Source organism: Stenotrophomonas sp. 107298_Sma (genome assembly GCF_056480345.1).
Map to the genome: position 1 here is coordinate 2,929,080 of NZ_CM151094.1, position 16,587 is coordinate 2,945,666.

Annotated in this window: 17 protein-coding genes; 10 read left to right on the forward strand and 7 right to left on the reverse strand. The window is 64.2% G+C overall.

The window, feature by feature from the left end; all coding sequences use genetic code 11:
- Window positions 1-9: 9 nt before the first annotated feature.
- A complete protein-coding gene (locus ACZK2G_RS13805) occupies window positions 10-291 on the reverse strand; it encodes a hypothetical protein (RefSeq protein WP_046986707.1) in 282 nt (93 codons plus the stop codon).
- 214 nt (window positions 292-505) lie between these two features.
- Here ACZK2G_RS13805 and ACZK2G_RS13810 point away from each other — a divergent pair, with 214 nt between their 5' ends.
- The 7 genes from ACZK2G_RS13810 (at window position 506) to ACZK2G_RS13840 (ending at window position 7,448) form a co-directional block, all read left to right on the forward strand.
- Window positions 506-1,180 (forward strand): response regulator transcription factor, encoded by a 675-nt coding sequence (locus ACZK2G_RS13810; RefSeq protein WP_046986708.1) that lies wholly within the window; start codon window positions 506-508, stop codon window positions 1,178-1,180.
- Window positions 1,180-2,529: a sensor histidine kinase gene (locus ACZK2G_RS13815; RefSeq protein WP_478473600.1), complete on the forward strand. Its 1,350-nt coding sequence runs from the start codon at window positions 1,180-1,182 to the stop codon at window positions 2,527-2,529. The genes ACZK2G_RS13810 and ACZK2G_RS13815 overlap by 1 nt, the downstream gene beginning before the upstream one ends.
- A 290-nt stretch (window positions 2,530-2,819) precedes the next feature.
- The gene (locus ACZK2G_RS13820) at window positions 2,820-3,269 is read left to right on the forward strand and encodes a hypothetical protein (RefSeq protein ID WP_295381863.1); all 450 of its coding nucleotides are present in this window, start codon (window positions 2,820-2,822) and stop codon (window positions 3,267-3,269) included.
- Window positions 3,270-3,404: 135 nt separating this feature from the next.
- Complete coding sequence (locus ACZK2G_RS13825) at window positions 3,405-4,595, forward strand: efflux RND transporter periplasmic adaptor subunit (protein ID WP_478473601.1); 1,191 nt, start codon at window positions 3,405-3,407, stop codon at window positions 4,593-4,595.
- Window positions 4,592-6,562 carry a MacB family efflux pump subunit gene (locus ACZK2G_RS13830; RefSeq protein WP_478473603.1) on the forward strand — a complete coding sequence of 657 codons (1,971 nt, stop codon included), beginning with the start codon at window positions 4,592-4,594 and terminating at the stop codon, window positions 6,560-6,562. The genes ACZK2G_RS13825 and ACZK2G_RS13830 overlap by 4 nt, the downstream gene beginning before the upstream one ends.
- 91 nt (window positions 6,563-6,653) lie before the next feature.
- Window positions 6,654-7,040 (forward strand): hypothetical protein, encoded by a 387-nt coding sequence (locus ACZK2G_RS13835; RefSeq protein ID WP_046986712.1) that lies wholly within the window; start codon window positions 6,654-6,656, stop codon window positions 7,038-7,040.
- A 30-nt stretch (window positions 7,041-7,070) separates the two neighbouring features.
- Window positions 7,071-7,448: an EF-hand domain-containing protein gene (locus ACZK2G_RS13840; protein ID WP_046986713.1), complete on the forward strand. Its 378-nt coding sequence runs from the start codon at window positions 7,071-7,073 to the stop codon at window positions 7,446-7,448.
- Window positions 7,449-7,625: 177 nt separating this feature from the next.
- On the opposite strand, the gene ACZK2G_RS13845 is transcribed toward ACZK2G_RS13840, so the two are convergent.
- The 4 genes from ACZK2G_RS13845 to ACZK2G_RS13860 all read right to left on the reverse strand — a co-directional run bounded on the left by ACZK2G_RS13845 (window position 7,626) and on the right by ACZK2G_RS13860 (window position 10,941).
- Entirely contained in the window at window positions 7,626-8,081 is a 456-nt protein-coding gene (locus ACZK2G_RS13845) for a hypothetical protein (protein ID WP_046986714.1), read from the reverse strand.
- A 94-nt stretch (window positions 8,082-8,175) separates the two neighbouring features.
- Entirely contained in the window at window positions 8,176-9,501 is a 1,326-nt protein-coding gene (locus tag ACZK2G_RS13850; RefSeq protein ID WP_478473604.1) for a Smlt3024 family type IV secretion system effector, read from the reverse strand.
- A gap of 31 nt (window positions 9,502-9,532) precedes the next feature.
- Window positions 9,533-10,396, reverse strand: a complete 864-nt coding sequence (locus tag ACZK2G_RS13855; protein WP_478473605.1) for a Smlt3025 familytype IV secretion system inhibitor — start codon at window positions 10,394-10,396, stop codon at window positions 9,533-9,535.
- Window positions 10,397-10,593: 197 nt separating this feature from the next.
- A complete protein-coding gene (locus tag ACZK2G_RS13860; protein ID WP_478473606.1) occupies window positions 10,594-10,941 on the reverse strand; it encodes a winged helix-turn-helix transcriptional regulator in 348 nt (115 codons plus the stop codon).
- Between the two features lie 102 nt (window positions 10,942-11,043).
- Between ACZK2G_RS13860 and acuI the strand changes: the two genes are divergently transcribed.
- Together acuI and ACZK2G_RS13870 are read left to right on the forward strand one after the other, a co-directional pair.
- Window positions 11,044-12,033, forward strand: a complete 990-nt coding sequence (acuI, locus tag ACZK2G_RS13865; RefSeq protein WP_478473608.1) for an acrylyl-CoA reductase (NADPH) — start codon at window positions 11,044-11,046, stop codon at window positions 12,031-12,033.
- Window positions 12,034-12,149: 116 nt separating this feature from the next.
- The gene (locus ACZK2G_RS13870) at window positions 12,150-12,482 is read left to right on the forward strand and encodes a hypothetical protein (RefSeq protein ID WP_248298424.1); all 333 of its coding nucleotides are present in this window, start codon (window positions 12,150-12,152) and stop codon (window positions 12,480-12,482) included.
- A 69-nt stretch (window positions 12,483-12,551) separates the two neighbouring features.
- On the opposite strand, the gene ACZK2G_RS13875 is transcribed toward ACZK2G_RS13870, so the two are convergent.
- Complete coding sequence (locus ACZK2G_RS13875; RefSeq protein WP_478473610.1) at window positions 12,552-12,761, reverse strand: hypothetical protein; 210 nt, start codon at window positions 12,759-12,761, stop codon at window positions 12,552-12,554.
- A gap of 178 nt (window positions 12,762-12,939) precedes the next feature.
- On the opposite strand from ACZK2G_RS13875, the gene ACZK2G_RS13880 reads away from it, so the two are divergent.
- A complete protein-coding gene (locus ACZK2G_RS13880; RefSeq protein ID WP_478473611.1) occupies window positions 12,940-15,693 on the forward strand; it encodes a UvrD-helicase domain-containing protein in 2,754 nt (917 codons plus the stop codon).
- Window positions 15,694-15,846: 153 nt separating this feature from the next.
- On the opposite strand, the gene ACZK2G_RS13885 is transcribed toward ACZK2G_RS13880, so the two are convergent.
- Window positions 15,847-16,098: a hypothetical protein gene (locus tag ACZK2G_RS13885; protein WP_046986722.1), complete on the reverse strand. Its 252-nt coding sequence runs from the start codon at window positions 16,096-16,098 to the stop codon at window positions 15,847-15,849.
- Between the last annotated feature and the right edge of the window lie 489 nt (window positions 16,099-16,587).

A 16,587-nucleotide genomic window follows, 5' to 3' on the forward strand; every position in this document is an offset into this window, starting at 1 on the left:
CTGCCGGCATCAGTGCGAGCAGGACACCAGCATCGAGCGGGTGGCCATCTGGGTGGAGGTGAAGCCGTTCCTGTTGCCCACGGCGATGGCGTTCCCTTCATCGCCATCCTTGCTGAAGACAACATAGCCACCCGGGCACATCTGCCCGGCCTTTTCGTAGCAGCCACTCCAGGAACTGGAGCCGCTGCAGTCGATGGAAACGCCACGCCGGCCGTCGGGGGTAACGGTCATCTTGGCGGTGGTGCAGCCGCCCAGAACGGCAACGAACAACAGCGGGATGAACAACTTCATGGGTACTCCAGGGGTTGGGAATCAGCAAATGGGCGCCAAGGCTGGAGTGCCCGGATTGCGCGAACCTTGCGCCCGGCGGCCCGCGCCGCAACGGCGTTTCGACGTCATCGGCAGGCCCTGAAGGCACGCCATGTTCACGCAATGTTCCTGTAATACGGTGCCGGCGCGTGCCGAAGCCCCCTCCTGCGCCCTCCTTCCCGCCCGATTCCCGCCGATGCACATCCTGCTGATCGAAGACGAAGCCGAACTGGCTGCCACCTTGAAGTCTGCCTTGCAGCGCGAGCGCTATGTGGTGGACCTGGCCAATACCCTGGCACTGGCTCGCGAAGCCGCACTTTCCGGGCCACACGACCTGGTGCTGCTGGACCGCACTCTGCCCGATGGTGACGGGCTGGGCCTGATTCCGGTGCTTCGTGGGCGCAACCCCGGAGTGCCGATCATCGTACTGAGCGCGCTGGGACAGTTGCCGGACCGCATCACCGGCCTGGATGAGGGAGCCGACGATTACCTGGCCAAGCCGTTCGCGCTGGAGGAGCTGTTCGCGCGGATCCGTGCGGCCGCGCGCCGGCCGAGTGGCATGCAGGTCGAGCCGGTGAGCATCGGCCGGCTCCTGTTCGATCCCGCCTCGGGCGAGGCCAGCGTTTGCGGACAGCGACTGGAGCTTCCGCGGCGCGAGATCCGCGTGCTGGCGGCCCTCACCCGTCGACTGGGCCGCACGGTGCTGCGCGAGTCCATTGAAATGGCAGTGTACGGCTTCGACGACGGCATCCATTCAAACACGCTGGACTCGCATGTCTCACGCTTGCGGCGCAAGCTGGCCGACGCTGATGCGGGGGTGGAAATCCATGCCATCCGCGGCGTCGGCTATCTGATGCGGGAAACGAAGTAATGGCGCGTCGTCCCTCACTCAAGCGCCCGCTGATCGTCAAGACACTGATCTACCAGCTGCTTGCGCTACTGGTGGCGTTCTTCGCCCTGCTGATGGTGCTGGTGCGTGTTGACAGTGGCGGCTACTACACCATCCAGACCTTCGCCCCGGTGGCGGCAGATGCCGTTCACCGCGACAGCAAGGGCGAACTGTATGTGAAACACACGCCGGAGCTGGCCGAGCTGCTGAAGATCGTCCCCGGCGCGTGGTTCATCGCCGAGGATGAGCAGGGCCACCATGTGACATTCGGCCATGTCCCGCCAGCGTACGCGTCGCTGGTTGGCGCCTTGGACGGAATTCCCTATGGCGACCTGCGCGGACGCGGCCGCAACGACGGCCTGGCCGTGGTGATACGCCAGCAAAGCGGCCCGGCCGGCAAGCTGACCATCATGGCCCATGGCGAAACCGATTCGCTGACCTGGCAGATGGCGCTGGCTGCACACATCATCACCCTGCCGATCTTCCTGCTGCTGGGCCTGGCCACTATCATCCTGACCCCGATCATCGTGCGCCGCGCGCTGGCCGGTGTGGAACGCATCGCGCAGGAAGCCCGCAACATCTCTGCCAGCCGCCGCGGTATCCGCCTGACGGAGACCGCAGTACCGGTCGAGATCGCCCCCTTGGTTGCAGCGGTGAACGAAGCGCTTGACCGTCTGGACGAAGGGCACGAACGGCAACGTCGCTTCATCGCCGCTGCCGCCCATGAGCTACGTACGCCCATCGCCATCCTGCGGGTGAAGATCGATGCGGCCGACGACTCCACCTCGCGTAGCCTGACCGTGGAGGTCGCTCGGCTGGCAACACTGGCCGAGCAGCTGCTGGACCTGCACCGCATGGAAGCAGATGGGCCGAAGGACTCCCTCAACCTGGCCCGCGTGGCCAAGCGGGTCGTCGCTGATCTGGCCCCCCTGTTGATCCAGTCCGACAAGACAGTCGCCGTGGCCGTGGAACCGAACTTCCCGGTGCTGGGCGAGTCCGGTGCCATCGAACGGGTGCTCTCCAACCTGGTGCTGAATGCCGCCGAGCACGGTGGACGCCACATCATCGTGCGCGTGCAGGGCAGCTGCCTTGAGGTGGAAGACGATGGCCCCGGCATTCCGGTCGACCAGCGCGAACGCGTGTTCGAACCCTTCCAGCGCCTGCGCCCCCGGCAGACTGGCGCCGGATTGGGCTTGAACCTGGTACGGCAGGTGATCGACCGCCACGGCGGCCACGTCACGATTCTGGATGCACCCAGTGGCGGCGCCCTGATCCGCGTTGAGTTCCCCCTGCATCCAGGCGTCACCAGCGCATCGACGCCGGCGCACTGAGCGCTTCCCCCACGTGTATGACTACCGGCTGTCCACGCGCATCCGCCGCGGTTGATGCGCAAGGTTGCGGCAATGTTCTCTGCCCAGCATCCAGGTGAGTTGCACCGCTGAAGGTGCTGCGTCCGGATCTGACAGGAAGCCTGCATGTGACACAGGGAGCTTCTCCACCGCCCTCTTCCACACCTACTACGCCTCCTCGGAATGCGCCCAGCCTGACCGCCGCAGCGTGGAACTGCCGCGCGCATGCAGGCCGCGCGCGTGGGCTTGAACACTGGCCGCACTGGCTGCGGATGATTCCCGAACGCGAGCGGGCAGGCGTGCTGATCCGCCTGTTCGCCGCCCTGTTCCTGCTGCTCCCAGGCCTTGCGCTGGTGGCCTCAGCCTATCGGCACGCGCACCCAACGACCGCCGCCGTGGTGGTGTTCGTCGTCGTGCATGCCGCACTGCACATGCTGGCAGTGTGGCGGGGAGCTGCATCGCGCCCCGTTCCTCAGTTCCTGCAGACCCTGCATGCATATGCGGCCGCCGTGATGTTTGCTGCAACATTGCTGATCATCGCGATCAGCGCAGCTGCCGCGAGGCTGCCCGCTACTGCATGTGCCGTGCTGGTCGTCGGCGCGCTATGCCAGCTTTCGAGCCTGCACACAGCAGTACAACGCCTGCACCATGCGCTGCTGGCGCTCGGCAGCGTGCTCCAGTTCATCGCGATGGCACTGCTCACGCTCGGCGTTGCCTCCTGAAACGGGCGCACCACCGCAAGGTTCACGCAATCCAGCGCATCGAGACTCGACGGCCATCCACGCCTGCCCTGCCGGCGTGCAATCCCATCTGTCGCGAGGACACACGATGCACTGTCTTTTCTGGATGCTGTACCGATGAGCGCCGCACCGCACAGCCGCCGCCGCGCGCTGATCATTGCTGCTGCAGTCCTCTGCACCCTGTTGGTGCTCTTCGCGTGGCTCTGGCCCGCACCACCACCGCAACTGCAGGTGGCACCGGTCGCCCGCGGCAACATCGAGCAGGTTGTGGAAGCCACCGGAACACTGAAGCCTTCGCGACTGGTGAGCGTGGGCGCGCAGGTCTCCGGCCGCATCGAGACCTTGCATGTGAAGCTGGGCGACAAGGTGAAAGCTGGCGATCCGATTGCCGATATCGATTCACGCACCCAGCGCAACGCGTTGTTGAGTGCGCAGGCGGCACAGCGCACCGCGCGTGCCAACCGCGACGCGCTGGCCACCGACCTGCGCCAGTACCAGCTGACCCTTCAACGCCAGCAGGCTCTGGTGTCAAGGCAACTGGTCGCGCGCGCAGACTACGATGCGGCCAAGGCCAAGGTCGATGCTACCCGTGAACAGATCGCCGCACTCGATGGCGAAGTGGTGCAGCGCCAGACCGATGTGGATGTGGCACAGACCAACCTGGGCTACACCCGCATCACTGCGCCCACCGATGGCACCGTGCTGGCCGTGGTCGCGCGACAGGGCCAGACAGTCAATGCGGTACAGAGCGCACCGACCATCGTGATGCTCGGCAACCAGGACGTGATGACCGTCTACGCCGAAATCTCCGAGGCCGACGTGGTCCACACCGCACTGGGACAGGAGGCGTTCTTCACCATCCTGGGCGACAGCGACCGACGCTACAGCAGCACGCTGCGCGACATCGCACCGGCACCCGACTCGATCACCAACGAAGACACCTCCGGCTTCGCGCCCGCCAGCGCTTCGGTGGGCGCCAGCCGCACGGCCATGTACTACAACGGTCAGTTCGACGTGGACAACGCTGATGGCCGTCTGCGCAGCTACATGACGGCACAGGTGCGCATCGTTCTGGGGCGTGCCAAGGGCGTGCTGACCATTCCCTCGGCCGCACTGGGTGCGCGTGCCGCCGATGGCAGCTACAGCGTGCAGGTACGCGGCGCGGATGGCCAGCCTGCGCCGCGGCGCATCACCACCGGGCTGGACGACCAGATCAACGTGGAAGTGCGCAGTGGCCTGCAGCAAGGTGAGCAGGTAGTACTGGTCCAGTCCGGCGATGCTGCCGGCGCAGCCGCTGCACAGCCATGATGGATGCAGAGAAGGACGCACCGCTGCTGCGCGTGCGCGGCATCCGCCGCGAATTCGCAGCCGGCGAACAGACCCTGGTCGTGCTCGATGGCATCGATCTGGATATCCGCGCCGGTGAGCTGGTGGCCATCGTCGGCCAGTCCGGTTCGGGCAAATCCACCCTGATGAACATTCTGGGCTGCCTGGACCGACCCTCGTCCGGCGCGTATCAGATCGCCGGTCGCGAGACCGCGCAGATGGCACCGGACGAATTGGCCGAGCTGCGCCGCGAGCACTTTGGTTTCATATTCCAGCGCTACCACCTGCTGACCGACCTGACCGCGCTGGGTAACGTGGAGGTGCCGGCCATCTACGCCGGCCAACCCAGCGCCGACCGCCATGCCCGCGCCCAGGCCCTGCTTCAGCGACTGGGCCTGGGCGAACGCATGCTGCATCTGCCCGGCGAGCTTTCCGGCGGGCAGCAGCAGCGCGTGTCGATCGCGCGCGCGCTGATGAACGGCGGCGCAGTGATCTTCGCCGATGAGCCCACCGGCGCATTGGACACCCAGTCCGGCAAGGAGGTGATGAAGATCTTGGGCGAACTGCACGCCGAAGGCCATACGGTGGTGCTGGTCACCCATGACATGGCCGTGGCCGGGCATGCGCAGCGCATCATCGAGATCCGCGATGGGCGTATCGTCGACGATCGCCCCACCGCTGCCGCGACAGGCACCGCCAGCAGCATCGCTGCCAGCCTGCAGGCAGGCAGCGAAGGCACCGGCTGGCAGGCCCTGCGCGACCGCTTCAGCGAAGCCTTCCGCATGGCCCTGCGCGCGATGAACGCACACCGCATGCGCACCTTCCTGACCATGCTCGGCATCATCATCGGCATTGCCTCGGTGGTGTCGGTGGTCGCCCTGGGCACGGGCGCACGTCAGGCGATCCTGTCCAACATCGCTTCGCTGGGCACCACCACGATCGAGGTCTATCCCGGCTCCGGCTTCGGCGATGTGCACGCCGCACAGGTCGAGACCTTGACGCCCGGCGACAGCACGGCGCTGGCCGGGCAACCGTTCGTGGACAGCGCCACGCCCGGCGTCGCCAGCAGCGGCACCGCACAGCGTGGCAATCGCTCGGCCAACGTGCAGATGCAGGGTGTGAGTGAGCAGTACTTCCGCGTGCACGGCCTGAAGCTGGGACAAGGGCGCTTCTTTGGTCAGCCCGCCGTCGCCGGCTACCAGCAGGTGGCGGTGATCGACGCCAATACGCGCGAACGGTTCTTCACCGCACAGGAAGACCCGATCGGCCAGACCTTGCTGCTCGGCAATGTTCCGGTGCGGGTGATGGGCGTGGTGAAGAAAGAGGCCGGCGCCGTGGGCGATGCCTCGTTGCTGCAGGTCTGGGTGCCCTACACCACCGCCATGGCGCGCATGTTGGGTCAGAGCCATGTGTCCAGCATCACCGTGCGCGTGTCCGATACCGTGGGCATGCAGGCCGCGGCAGCCTCCATCCGCCGGCTGCTGGAGCGCCGCCACGGGCGGCAGGACTTCTACATGAGCAACAACGCACAGATCCGCACTTCGATCGAGCAGACCACCCGTATCCTCACGCTGATGATCAGCTCCATTGCCGCCATCGCACTGGTGGTGGGCGGTATCGGGGTAATGAACATCATGCTGGTCTCAGTGACCGAGCGCACCCGCGAGATCGGCGTGCGCATGGCGGTGGGCGCGCGCCGCAGCGACATCCTGCAGCAGTTCCTGATCGAATCGGTGCTGGTCTGCCTGCTCGGTGGCGTGCTGGGTATCGGCGTGGCACTCGCGCTGGGGGGAGTTCTGGCGTTGGCCGACATCGGCTTCTCGCTCGTGTTCTCGACAACCTCGATTCTGGCCGCGTTTGCCTGCAGCAGCCTGATCGGCATTGGTTTCGGCTTCCTGCCGGCACGCCGTGCGGCACAGCTGGACCCGGTGGAGGCGCTGGTGCGCTGAACGAAATGCGTCCAGCGGAGACGGCTACAGGTTCGCGCAATGTCCGCGCGCTGTACTGGCACCACCGACACAGCCGCACAGGAGCGGAACGATGTTTCAGAAGACAGGACGTGCAGCGTTGCTGCTGGGTGCCGCACTGCAAGTGCTGGTCCTGCTGCCCTATGCGGGCCAGGCTCACGCACAGAACCGGGATGGCTACCGCTCAGGCTGGGACCGGGGCTACCAGGACCGCCAGCGCGACGAATGGGAGCGCCGCGAACGCGAACGTGAGCGTGACCGGCGCGACGATGCCAAAGCCAAGCGCGTGGTGGTGGGCGTGGTCGGCGCGGCGGTGGTGGCCGGCGTGATCGCCGCCGCGGCCAAGCGCGAGCGTGAGGTTCGCGAGCGCGCCGACTACTGCATGAGCCGCTACGGCAACTACGACCGCCGCAGCGACACCTACCGAGGTTCGGATGGCTACAGCTATCCCTGCCGCTGACCTGCCCTGCATTCCGAAGGAACCGACCGCATGAACAAGACGCTTCTCATCATCGCCCTGTGTGCCACACCGCTGATCGGCCACGCCGCCAGCGGCGACCCGAAGCAGGCCTATATCGACTCCAGCTTCGCCGTCATGGACAGCAACGGCGATGGCCACATCGACAAGGCCGAGTACGCGAAGTACCAGCAGGCACGCTTCAACAAGCAGGCCGACTCCATCGACGCCGCGTTCAAGGAAATGGATGCCGACAAAGACGGAAAGATCAGCAGGAAGGAAGCCGCTGTGGTGCCGGAAATCGCGAAGTATTTCGCGGGGCTGGATACTGATGGCGATGGCTATCTGTCGCTGAAGGAAATGCAGCAGGCCATGGTGGCCGCGCAGACGGCAGACGCACCGGCCAAGTAGCGCTTCGGTATTGATAGTTGCCCACCCTGGTGGGCAAAACGCCTAATCGCGCGCCATTACCGGATGCCACGTCGCATCGCTTTGGTGGGTGCCCACCGTGGTGGGCACGGCTCCGTCACCACGCGCGAGGGCCAGAACGCCCACCAAGGTGGGCATCTACCAGCTAGCACGCAGCGCTCAGCGCACCTTGTACAGCACCGCCGCACCCGGGCGCGGCTCAAACGAGGGCACCGTCTGCTGGGTAAGCGCCGTGCCCTTCGCGTCCCACACCATCGTCTCCACCGGGTACTCATCCTTACGGGTCATCTGGTCGATCTTCGCCACGACCACGGTCGCAGCCGCTGGCACTTCCGGATTCCAGCCAAACACACCTACCCGGCCGTAGAACACGGCCGGCGCAGAGGCATCGAGGCGACGGTCCGGGCACATCACCAGGCCGCGGTCGAGCATGACGCGCAGCGCGCCCACTGGCACCCTCTTCACCGTAGGCGCAGTGCGCTCGGTGCTGTGGCCAGGGCAGACGTTGGCCGCGCGGGTCACCATGTCTTCGGCCACCTGCCGGTCGGATTGGGCGAAGGCCAGGGCCGGGGCAAGGCAGAGGCCAAGCAGGACAAGCGGGGACGTCCGGGTCATTGCAGGTTCCTGTGATGGATGCCAAGCGAACTTAGCAATGCCCGCGCACCGAGTTGCAAAGACCGCGTGAGGTGGGCTGGGGCAGGCCGGAAACCTAGCCCATACGCATGGCAGGCGTGTCGCGCGCCTGCACATCGATCTCCTGCTGCTGGCGCTGCGCATGTGCCTGTCCACGATCCGCACCGACGGCCTGCAGGGCCTGCAGTGACTGCTCGACCGGTGTCTGCACTGCCCTGTCCGTGGGCATGGAGGCCCGTAGATGCGCCGGATCATTCAACTCACCCTGCACCACGAACACGTTGCGGCCGGCCGGGTGATCGGTGGTCTGCGCGCTCAGCAACACGTGATCGGCGCGTTCAAGCTGGTTGCGACGCGCCAATGCCATCACGCTCGCCACAAGGCGCTCACTGTTCTCATCATGAGTACGCCCGGCGCTGGCATCGATCGCGGCCACGCCTTCGCGCACCTGCTGCATCAATGCGTACTCACGGTGGCCAGGACCAATGTCGGCCAGACGGGTCGGTGCCTGCGAGGGATCCGGCACGTCGTCCACGGCTGCGGTAAGCGGGCTGCGGGTAATGGTCCGGTATGGGTCGTCCGGGTGGAACTGGGTAAGCTTCTCCTGCCGTTCCAGACGAACCTCGCGGGCGTCGTTGAGTTCGGCGATACGGGCGGGATCGGTGATCTCGCGCAGCGACATGTGGCCGCCGCCTGCACTGACGCTGGCCCATTTCCTGTCGGCTTCGAAGTACATCGCGTAGTAGCTGTTGCCGCCGATGACGTTCGGATCGACCGCTGAGCGGCCCTCTAGTGTCTGGGTGGCTTCCAGCACGCTCAACCGGGTCAGGTACTGCCCGCCCTTCGCCCATCCCATCTGGCTGATGGCATCAACGCTGGTGTTGCCTACGCGCGGGCCTCCGGCGTAGTCGTTGTTGAGCATGTTGGTCCAGATCTGCTCCAGCTTCGCGGGGCCGCTCTTCTGCTCAGCCGCCTGCAGCAGCACGCGCGGCGTCCAGCAGTTGGGATCAAGCTCATGCCGTTCAAATGCCCGATCGTGGGCCAGCATCACATCCTTGCCGGGAAGATTCAGTGCCAGGTCTGGGCGGCGCTCGTTCATCCACTGCTGCCGCAATTCAAGATCTCTTTCGAGCAGGGTCTGCCCAAAGGACTCCCACTGCCGCTCGGTCAACTGTGCATTTGAGAAACGCGATCCCTCATCCTGTTGGGTCTTCGCGTAGTTCTGTGCATAGGTGTTCGCTACACGTCCCGGAAGGCTGTCATTGCGTACAACACCCAGTGCCAGCGTCCCGTAGCCATCGGCTCCCGGCAGCTGCGACAGGTAGTTCCAGTAAAGCTCGCGGTTGCCGTCTCTGGCATAGCTGCCAAGGACTCTGAGATCGCGTTCGGTCAATCCACTCATACCCTGTCCCTTCTCTTCCTTGATTCACCGATCACTGGGACCGGGTGCGCGCGATGACATCCCTGACAACCTCTTCCATACGCCTCCAGTCCTTCAGAAACGCTCTCTTGTAGTCCAGGCTGACGGACAGCTTGTTGTCGATGTCCACGAAATAATGAACGCAGCCGGCTGCCACTTCTCCTGGCTCACTGATCACCTCGCTTCCCTCCAGCCGCACGCCGTCGCGTCGGAATTCCTTGCCGTCACATTTGATAAACGAGCTGATCCGGCCGTCGGCCTGGCGTGCGATGTACCAGTCTCTCTCGTAGGCGGGATTGCGGACAGGCGGCTTCCCGTACCGCGCCTCATACTTCTTCGCGTACACCACCATCTTCGCTTCGTCGATTGCATAGGGCGTCAGCCCCAAGGTCTCCGGCTGTGCAACGCGTTGATCGAGACGATCCCTGGGATCCTCCCTTTCCACAGAATCCTCTTCCGTGACGGCTTCATTTGACGACAGCCTTGAAAGCAGTGTTTCGACGGGAACGCGATCAACGTAGTTGATCCGAATGGGAATCTCCTTACGGAAATCATTCGTACGCGGATTGGCCCGGGCACCTGGCAGTGTCGGCTTCATGTCCGGCCACTCGATGACCAGCGTCACGCCCTCGCCAGGCCACGGTGCGATCTGGCTGTCCAGGTAGTTGGCCGGAATGCGGAAGGTGTTCGGCCCCAGCTTCACGTCCACGGGGGCATCGGTATAGGTGTGGCCGTTGATCGTGCGGCCGGTCTGGGTTGCGCCGGACATGGCCGGATTCCTTTCGTGTTCGGTGGACGGCGGACGTGCACACGCGCCGGCACTCACTACGACGGCAAGCGCGAGCGTCAGGCAACGGCCGGGGGACATCACGTGCATGGGCATTCCATTGCAGGGTTCCGGCGCCACTATAGGCAACCGGGCGTCAATGGAACAGGAACCGCTTCGCAGCCCTTCACCGAGTGAGGCGGCGCTCCACATGCGCTGCCTGTAGTACTGCGGCTATTGCCGTGGTCTCCAGGACACTGCGGGGAGCACGGGCCATGTCGACGACGCTCGGCGCTCCGCCTCAGGTCTCAGCCGTCGCTGTCCGGGCTTCTATGGCCGCGATAGGTTTCACCCCACTCGCGCATCGCCAGCAGCACCGGCACCAGCGTGCGCCCGAACTCGGAAAGCTCGTACTCCACCTTCGGCGGCACTTCCGGGTACACGTGGCGGATCACCACGCCATCGGCTTCCAGTTCACGCAGCTGGCTGGTGAGCATGGACTGGGTGGCATTGGGCACCCGCCGTGTCAGCTCCATGAAGCGACGCTTGCCGGACATCAGGTGAAAGAGGATGACAGGCTTCCACACGCCACCCATCACCGACAGCGTGACCTCCACGGCGCAACCGCTCTTGCCATCCCAACGCTTGCTACGCATGAATACTCCGGAAAACCATAGTACCTACGGAAAATCATCGTTCTTGTTGCGATAACGGTGCGAGCCTAGCATGGGCTCATCCACTGAACGTGAGCCCCCACCATGAGTTTCAAGGCACTGCTGACCCGCAAAACGAACGACGGCGTATCCACGGAACTGGTCGATTTCGATGACGCCAACCTGATGGACGGCGACGTGCTGGTGCAGGTTGAATATTCAACGCTGAACTACAAGGACGCACTGGCCCTCACCAATACGCGCCCGGTCATCCGCACCTTCCCGTTGATTCCCGGCATCGACCTTTCCGGCGTGGTGCTGGAGTCGAGCAATGCCGATTTCCAGCCCGGTGACCGTGTCGTGTTGAATGGCTGGGACCTGAGCATGGGCCACCATGGCGGCCTGGCACAGCGTGCCCGCGTGCGTGGCGAATGGCTCAACAGGATTCCCGACAACCTGACCACCCGCGACGCCATGGCCATCGGCACCGCTGGCTATACCGCCATGCTGTGCGTACTGGCCCTGGAACAAGCCGGCGTGACGCCCGACAAGGGCGATGTGCTGGTGACCGGCGCCAACGGTGGCGTCGGCTCGATCGCGGTGGCGATCCTTTCAAAGCTGGGCTATCGCGTTGTGGCCGCCACCGGGCGCCCGGAACACGCCGAGTATCTGCACAGCCTGGGCGCCGCCGAGATCATCGATCGCGCGCAGCTTTCAGAACCGCGCGACCGTCCGGTGAGCGCCGAACGATGGGCCGGCGTCGTCGATGTGGCTGGCGGCCCTACCCTCGTCAACGCGATTGCCGAGACGAAATACCGCGGTGCCGTCGCCGCCTGTGGACTGGCGCAGAGCGATGCACTGCACGGCTCGGTGCTGCCCTTCATTCTCCGCAACGTAACCCTTGCGGGCGTGGATTCGGTGAATGCGCCGCAGGACGTTCGCCAGCGTGCCTGGGACCGGCTTGCCACCGACCTGGATCCGCAGAAGCTTGAAAGCACGGTGCAGCTGATTGGGCTTGCCGACGTGCTTGAGGTCTACGAGCAGATCATTCCGGGCAAGGTGCGTGGGCGGATTGTCGTGGATGTGAATGCCTGAGGAAGCCTCCCCAGCGGAGTCCATCCGGCAACGAATGGTGAACACGCCGTGAAACCATGCGAGCGTCAGTGGCCGCTTGCCACTGCTGCTCGCATACGCTCAGGTTTCCGCCGACTGTGGACACCGCCATGTCAATGACTGCACTTGCACTTGCCACCGCCCTTTCCGGCCTGGCCGACATTGCCTGGGAGCGCGAGCGCGGTGAAGACGCGCACCAGCTGATGCTCTGCCAGATCCATCGCGATGAGCTGATGCAGGATGACGCGAAGAACGATGCTTACCAGCGAGCCAAGGCGGTATGCGATCTTCTGGCGCGTGAGTACAGGAACAAATGGGATTTCGATGCGCAGGAGGCATTGGCAGCATCGGCAGTGGATCTGGATGAGCTGATCCGGCGGGGAGACCTGGTTGAGGTGCCTCCAACGAGGCAGGACCGCGTCTACGAGTGATTCCATGCTGGCAGGTGCTGGCACCTGGAGCTGCCGCAGAGGGGCCAGGTCCAGTGCCGATCGGCGCGGCTAGCGGATGCGACTCCGCGCCAGTGCCAGCCGCCTGATCTCGTCTGGCGGAAGGACGATGCCATCTTCCATCTCGATGCGCATCTGCGAGACATCACCCTCGTGCCCCTGCATTGCAGTGGTCACCAGAATCTTCAGTGCATCCGTGCGGATATCGTAGCCGCCGACGGAGTGCTTCAAGGTACCCACGCTGTTCCAGTCGATTTCCATGATCGGCGCCCATATCCACAGGCGTCATGCTGGCAACCGCCTTCACGAACGTCAATGAAACCGGTCGCATGGCCGGCCATGAAGCGAAAGGCCACATGCGTCGTCAACGCCCCTTATCATGGAGGCGTAAGGGCTCTGCAAGCCCAATTGACGTACGCAAGGCAGTAACTGGATGTCTATGGATTGGCACCCCTCGGGCTGGGGTCGACTTCTTACCCGCTCACCAGATTGGCGGCTGAAGCTTGATGGTGAGCACGTCGAGCTCACGGTCGGCGGCAAGCAGTACCGGCAGCACGCGGCTGACGACGAGCGCGTGCAGGTCATTCCCGGACTCTTCTGGGCCAAGGTCGTGCTGCAGACCCAGGGCGGCGGCGTTCTGACCATGTATGGACTGCCCAACGGCCAGGCCTCCCGGCTCGCGGCTGCCTTGCAGCATGTGCGTTTCGCGCGCACGACGCGCGGGCGCAAGGCCCTCTTTGAGACCCTCCTGGAGCAGATCCAGTCATGGCTCGCCGAAGCAGACGCCCTCATCGACCGGAGCAGCACCGGCCGCCGCTGGATCACGCACGAACAACAGCAGGCACTGCTGGCCGGTCGCCCCGCCCTGCCGCTCCCGCCACGCGAGCTGGAACAACTGTTCCTCGATGAGGATGTGCACCAGGACCTGCATTCGCCCAGCAACCGTGCAGCGCTGGACGCCCTGCACGACTGGCAGCTGGATTGGCCTGCCGTGTGGGCCGAGGCCAACGCGACCATGGCAACGCGTGAGTTGGTGCTGGCCAAGGACTTCCTGGACAGGGTCGAGAGCAAACCACTGACCGAGGAACAGGCCCGCGCCGTCATCTGCTTCGACAACCGCGTGCAGGTCGTGGCCGCAGCCGGCTCCGGCAAGACCTCCACGATGGTCGCCAAGGCCGCTTACGCCATTGATCGCGGCTTTGTCGAACCCGAGCGGATCGTGATGCTCGCCTTCAACAAGGATGCCGCCAGGGAGCTTGAAGAGCGCGCACAGCGTTCCTTCGACCGGTTGGGCATGGGCGATATCGCAATCGAGGCACGGACCTTCCATGCACTCGGCTTGGCCATCGTCGCCAAGGCCACCGGACGCAAGCCTGATATCCCCGAATGGGCGATCGACGCAACGCTGGGCTTCAACAAGCTGGCCGAACTGGTGGACGACCTGAAGGATCGCTCGACCCACTTCCGCACCCAATGGGACATGTTCCGTCTGGTGTTCGGGCGCGACCTGCCGCCATTCGGCGCGGAAATGGAGGCCGACGGCTACGACCGCGATGGCACGCCCTACATCCGTACCCTGCAGGGGGAACGGGTGAAGAGCCTGGAAGAGTGCGTGATCGCCGACTGGCTTTTCTACAACGGCGTGACGTACGACTACGAGCGACGCTACGAATTTGATGCGGCGACCGACACCCATCGCCAGTATCGCCCCGCCTTCCATTACCCGGACGCCGGGCTGTATCACGAGCACTTTGCGCTGGATGCTGATGGCCAGCCGCCGGAGCACGTTTCCGACTATCTCGAAGGCATGCGCTGGAAGCGCCAGCAGCATGCAGCGCGCGGCACGGCCCTTGTCGAGACGACCTCCTTTGGCCTGCGCAGCGGACATGCCCTGCTGGACCTCGCAGAGAAGCTCGGCGAGTCTGACATCGAACTCGACCCGAACCCGGACCGCGAGCTGCCCGACCAGGGCGCCAAGCCGATGCCCGATGCGGACCTGATCGGCCTGATGCGAACCTTCATTGCGCATGCCAAGAGTAACTGCCTGACGCTGGACGATATGGCGGCGCGCCTGCGGCGGATGCCCGAGGATCAGTTCAAGGAACGCTACCGGCGCTTCCTGGAGATCGCCGGGCCGGTTTTCCAGGCCTGGGACAGTGCGCTGGCTGACGAGCGCAGCATCGACTTCGAGGACATGCTCAACATGGCGGCCGGCCTGCTTGAACAGGGCCACTATGAATCACCCTACGAACTGGTGATGGCCGACGAATTCCAGGACGCCTCACGCGCCCGTGCCCGACTCTGCCGTGCATTGGTCAGCCGCCCCGGCCGCTATCTGTTTGCAGTGGGCGACGACTGGCAGTCGATCAACCGCTTCGCCGGTGCCGACGTTTCGGTGATGACCGGATTCCGCGAGTGGATGGGACACGGCCAGGTGCTGATGCTCGAGCAGACATTCCGCTGCCCTCAAGCGCTCTGCGATGCCTCCAGCCACTTCGTCAGCAGGAACCCGGCGCAGATTGGCAAGGAGGTTCGTTCTGCAGCACCGGCCATTGGCCCAGTGCTGCAGGCGTTCCAGATGAATCGGCGTGAGGAGGTGCAGGATGGCGTTCGCCAGTACCTCGCCACGCTGCATCAGCAGTTGTTGTCCGGGGCGGTGCCACAAGGGCGCAACGGACGCGTGACGGTCTTCATCCTGGGGCGCTACCGCGCCGATCGCAGCGCGATGCCTTCGGATTGGAAGACCGCCTTCGGCAGCACGATGGACGTGGAGTTCCTCACGGTCCATCGGTCGAAGGGACGCGAGGCGGACTACGTTGTTCTGCCGGGCATGGTCAACCGCAGCTTTCCGAGCCTGCGCGCGGATGACCCGGTGCTTTCGCTGGCGATGCCGGATGGGGATACCTACCCATTGAGCGAAGAGCGGCGGTTGTTCTATGTCGCGCTGACGCGTGCGCGACGCTCGGTGGCCATGTTCACCCTGCAGGGGAAGCACTCGCCGTTCTTGGACGAGCTGGTGAAGGACGGAGCTGTGGAAGTGACCGCGATATCAGGCGCGGCGATCCACGAAGAGCGCTGCCCGGTGTGCAAGGTGGGCGTGTTCGTGGACCGGAATGGGCCGCATGGGGCCTTCCGGTCGTGCTCCAGTTACCCGTTGTGCCATAACAAGCCGAAGGGTGGGCGCCGCGGGTAGCCGTCCAGGATCTGCCACCCGTTCGAACACGCTGACACTAAACCTCAGCGGTGGGATATCGACTGTAACGGCGGCAGGGCCACCGACTCCCACTTTCCCACAAAGAGAAAGCCGGCACTGGGCCGGCTTATGGATCCTTTTCCAGCACCTGCATCAACGCTTTGAGCACAGCTTTCTCAAGCTGAGCACGATGTCCGCAAAGCCATAAAGGAAAGGCGCAGCAAGAAGCGCGGAGACGCCTGATCCCAAAAGCCAGGGAACAATGCCAGTAAGCGCCAACACGATGCTGATGACGCCAACCGCGGCCGACAAACCTCCGACCGTCTGGATGACAAGCGGCAGCGTCTCACTCTCTACTCGTGACTGTTCTGCCGAAGCCGGGTCCACCGCATCCATTTCACTCATGATTAGTCCTGTCCGTGAAACCTGAATATTAGCTCAGTAAACGGCGTTTTGTGCTGGTGTCTCTCGGAACATCCCACCGATCCAGTGGGAGCGCTTCTTATCCGCCGACTCAGCAAGAACACAGGGGTACCGCGCACCACTTCCTGCTTGGGCCGCAGCAGCGCAGTCGAAATCAGACTCCGCGTGAAACAGCGCGATCACTTCCACTGCAGCAACGGTCTGAATCGATTTCTTGATTCTCTGCCGAGAGTTTTTTTGCATCCATCCCTGTCCTCAGCTGAGGACAGCTGCGCAGGTAGGGAAGCCTGAGAAAACAAAAAGGCCCCTATCACTAGGGGCCTTCTGGAATCCTGGCGGAGAGAGTGGGATCGGATCACCTTCGACCCAACCCCTTCAAACCGTTGCAGAAAGCCTGCTGGGCAGGTTTCCTTTCAATGTTTCCCCAATCATAGCCGGAGGAAACCCTGCCGATCCACTTTTGGTCACGCA

Coding starts and splice junctions, on each gene's coding strand:
- ACZK2G_RS13805 (WP_046986707.1), bottom strand. CDS start 291: ATGAAGTTGTTCATCCCGCTGTTGTTCGTTGCCGTTCTGGGCGGCTGC.
- ACZK2G_RS13810 (WP_046986708.1), top strand. CDS start 506: ATGCACATCCTGCTGATCGAAGACGAAGCCGAACTGGCTGCCACCTTG.
- ACZK2G_RS13815 (WP_478473600.1), top strand. CDS start 1,180: ATGGCGCGTCGTCCCTCACTCAAGCGCCCGCTGATCGTCAAGACACTG.
- ACZK2G_RS13820 (WP_295381863.1), top strand. CDS start 2,820: ATGATTCCCGAACGCGAGCGGGCAGGCGTGCTGATCCGCCTGTTCGCC.
- ACZK2G_RS13825 (WP_478473601.1), top strand. CDS start 3,405: ATGAGCGCCGCACCGCACAGCCGCCGCCGCGCGCTGATCATTGCTGCT.
- ACZK2G_RS13830 (WP_478473603.1), top strand. CDS start 4,592: ATGATGGATGCAGAGAAGGACGCACCGCTGCTGCGCGTGCGCGGCATC.
- ACZK2G_RS13835 (WP_046986712.1), top strand. CDS start 6,654: ATGTTTCAGAAGACAGGACGTGCAGCGTTGCTGCTGGGTGCCGCACTG.
- ACZK2G_RS13840 (WP_046986713.1), top strand. CDS start 7,071: ATGAACAAGACGCTTCTCATCATCGCCCTGTGTGCCACACCGCTGATC.
- ACZK2G_RS13845 (WP_046986714.1), bottom strand. CDS start 8,081: ATGACCCGGACGTCCCCGCTTGTCCTGCTTGGCCTCTGCCTTGCCCCG.
- ACZK2G_RS13850 (WP_478473604.1), bottom strand. CDS start 9,501: ATGAGTGGATTGACCGAACGCGATCTCAGAGTCCTTGGCAGCTATGCC.
- ACZK2G_RS13855 (WP_478473605.1), bottom strand. CDS start 10,396: ATGCACGTGATGTCCCCCGGCCGTTGCCTGACGCTCGCGCTTGCCGTC.
- ACZK2G_RS13860 (WP_478473606.1), bottom strand. CDS start 10,941: ATGCGTAGCAAGCGTTGGGATGGCAAGAGCGGTTGCGCCGTGGAGGTC.
- acuI (WP_478473608.1), top strand. CDS start 11,044: ATGAGTTTCAAGGCACTGCTGACCCGCAAAACGAACGACGGCGTATCC.
- ACZK2G_RS13875 (WP_478473610.1), bottom strand. CDS start 12,761: ATGGAAATCGACTGGAACAGCGTGGGTACCTTGAAGCACTCCGTCGGC.
- ACZK2G_RS13880 (WP_478473611.1), top strand. CDS start 12,940: ATGGATTGGCACCCCTCGGGCTGGGGTCGACTTCTTACCCGCTCACCA.
- ACZK2G_RS13885 (WP_046986722.1), bottom strand. CDS start 16,098: ATGAGTGAAATGGATGCGGTGGACCCGGCTTCGGCAGAACAGTCACGA.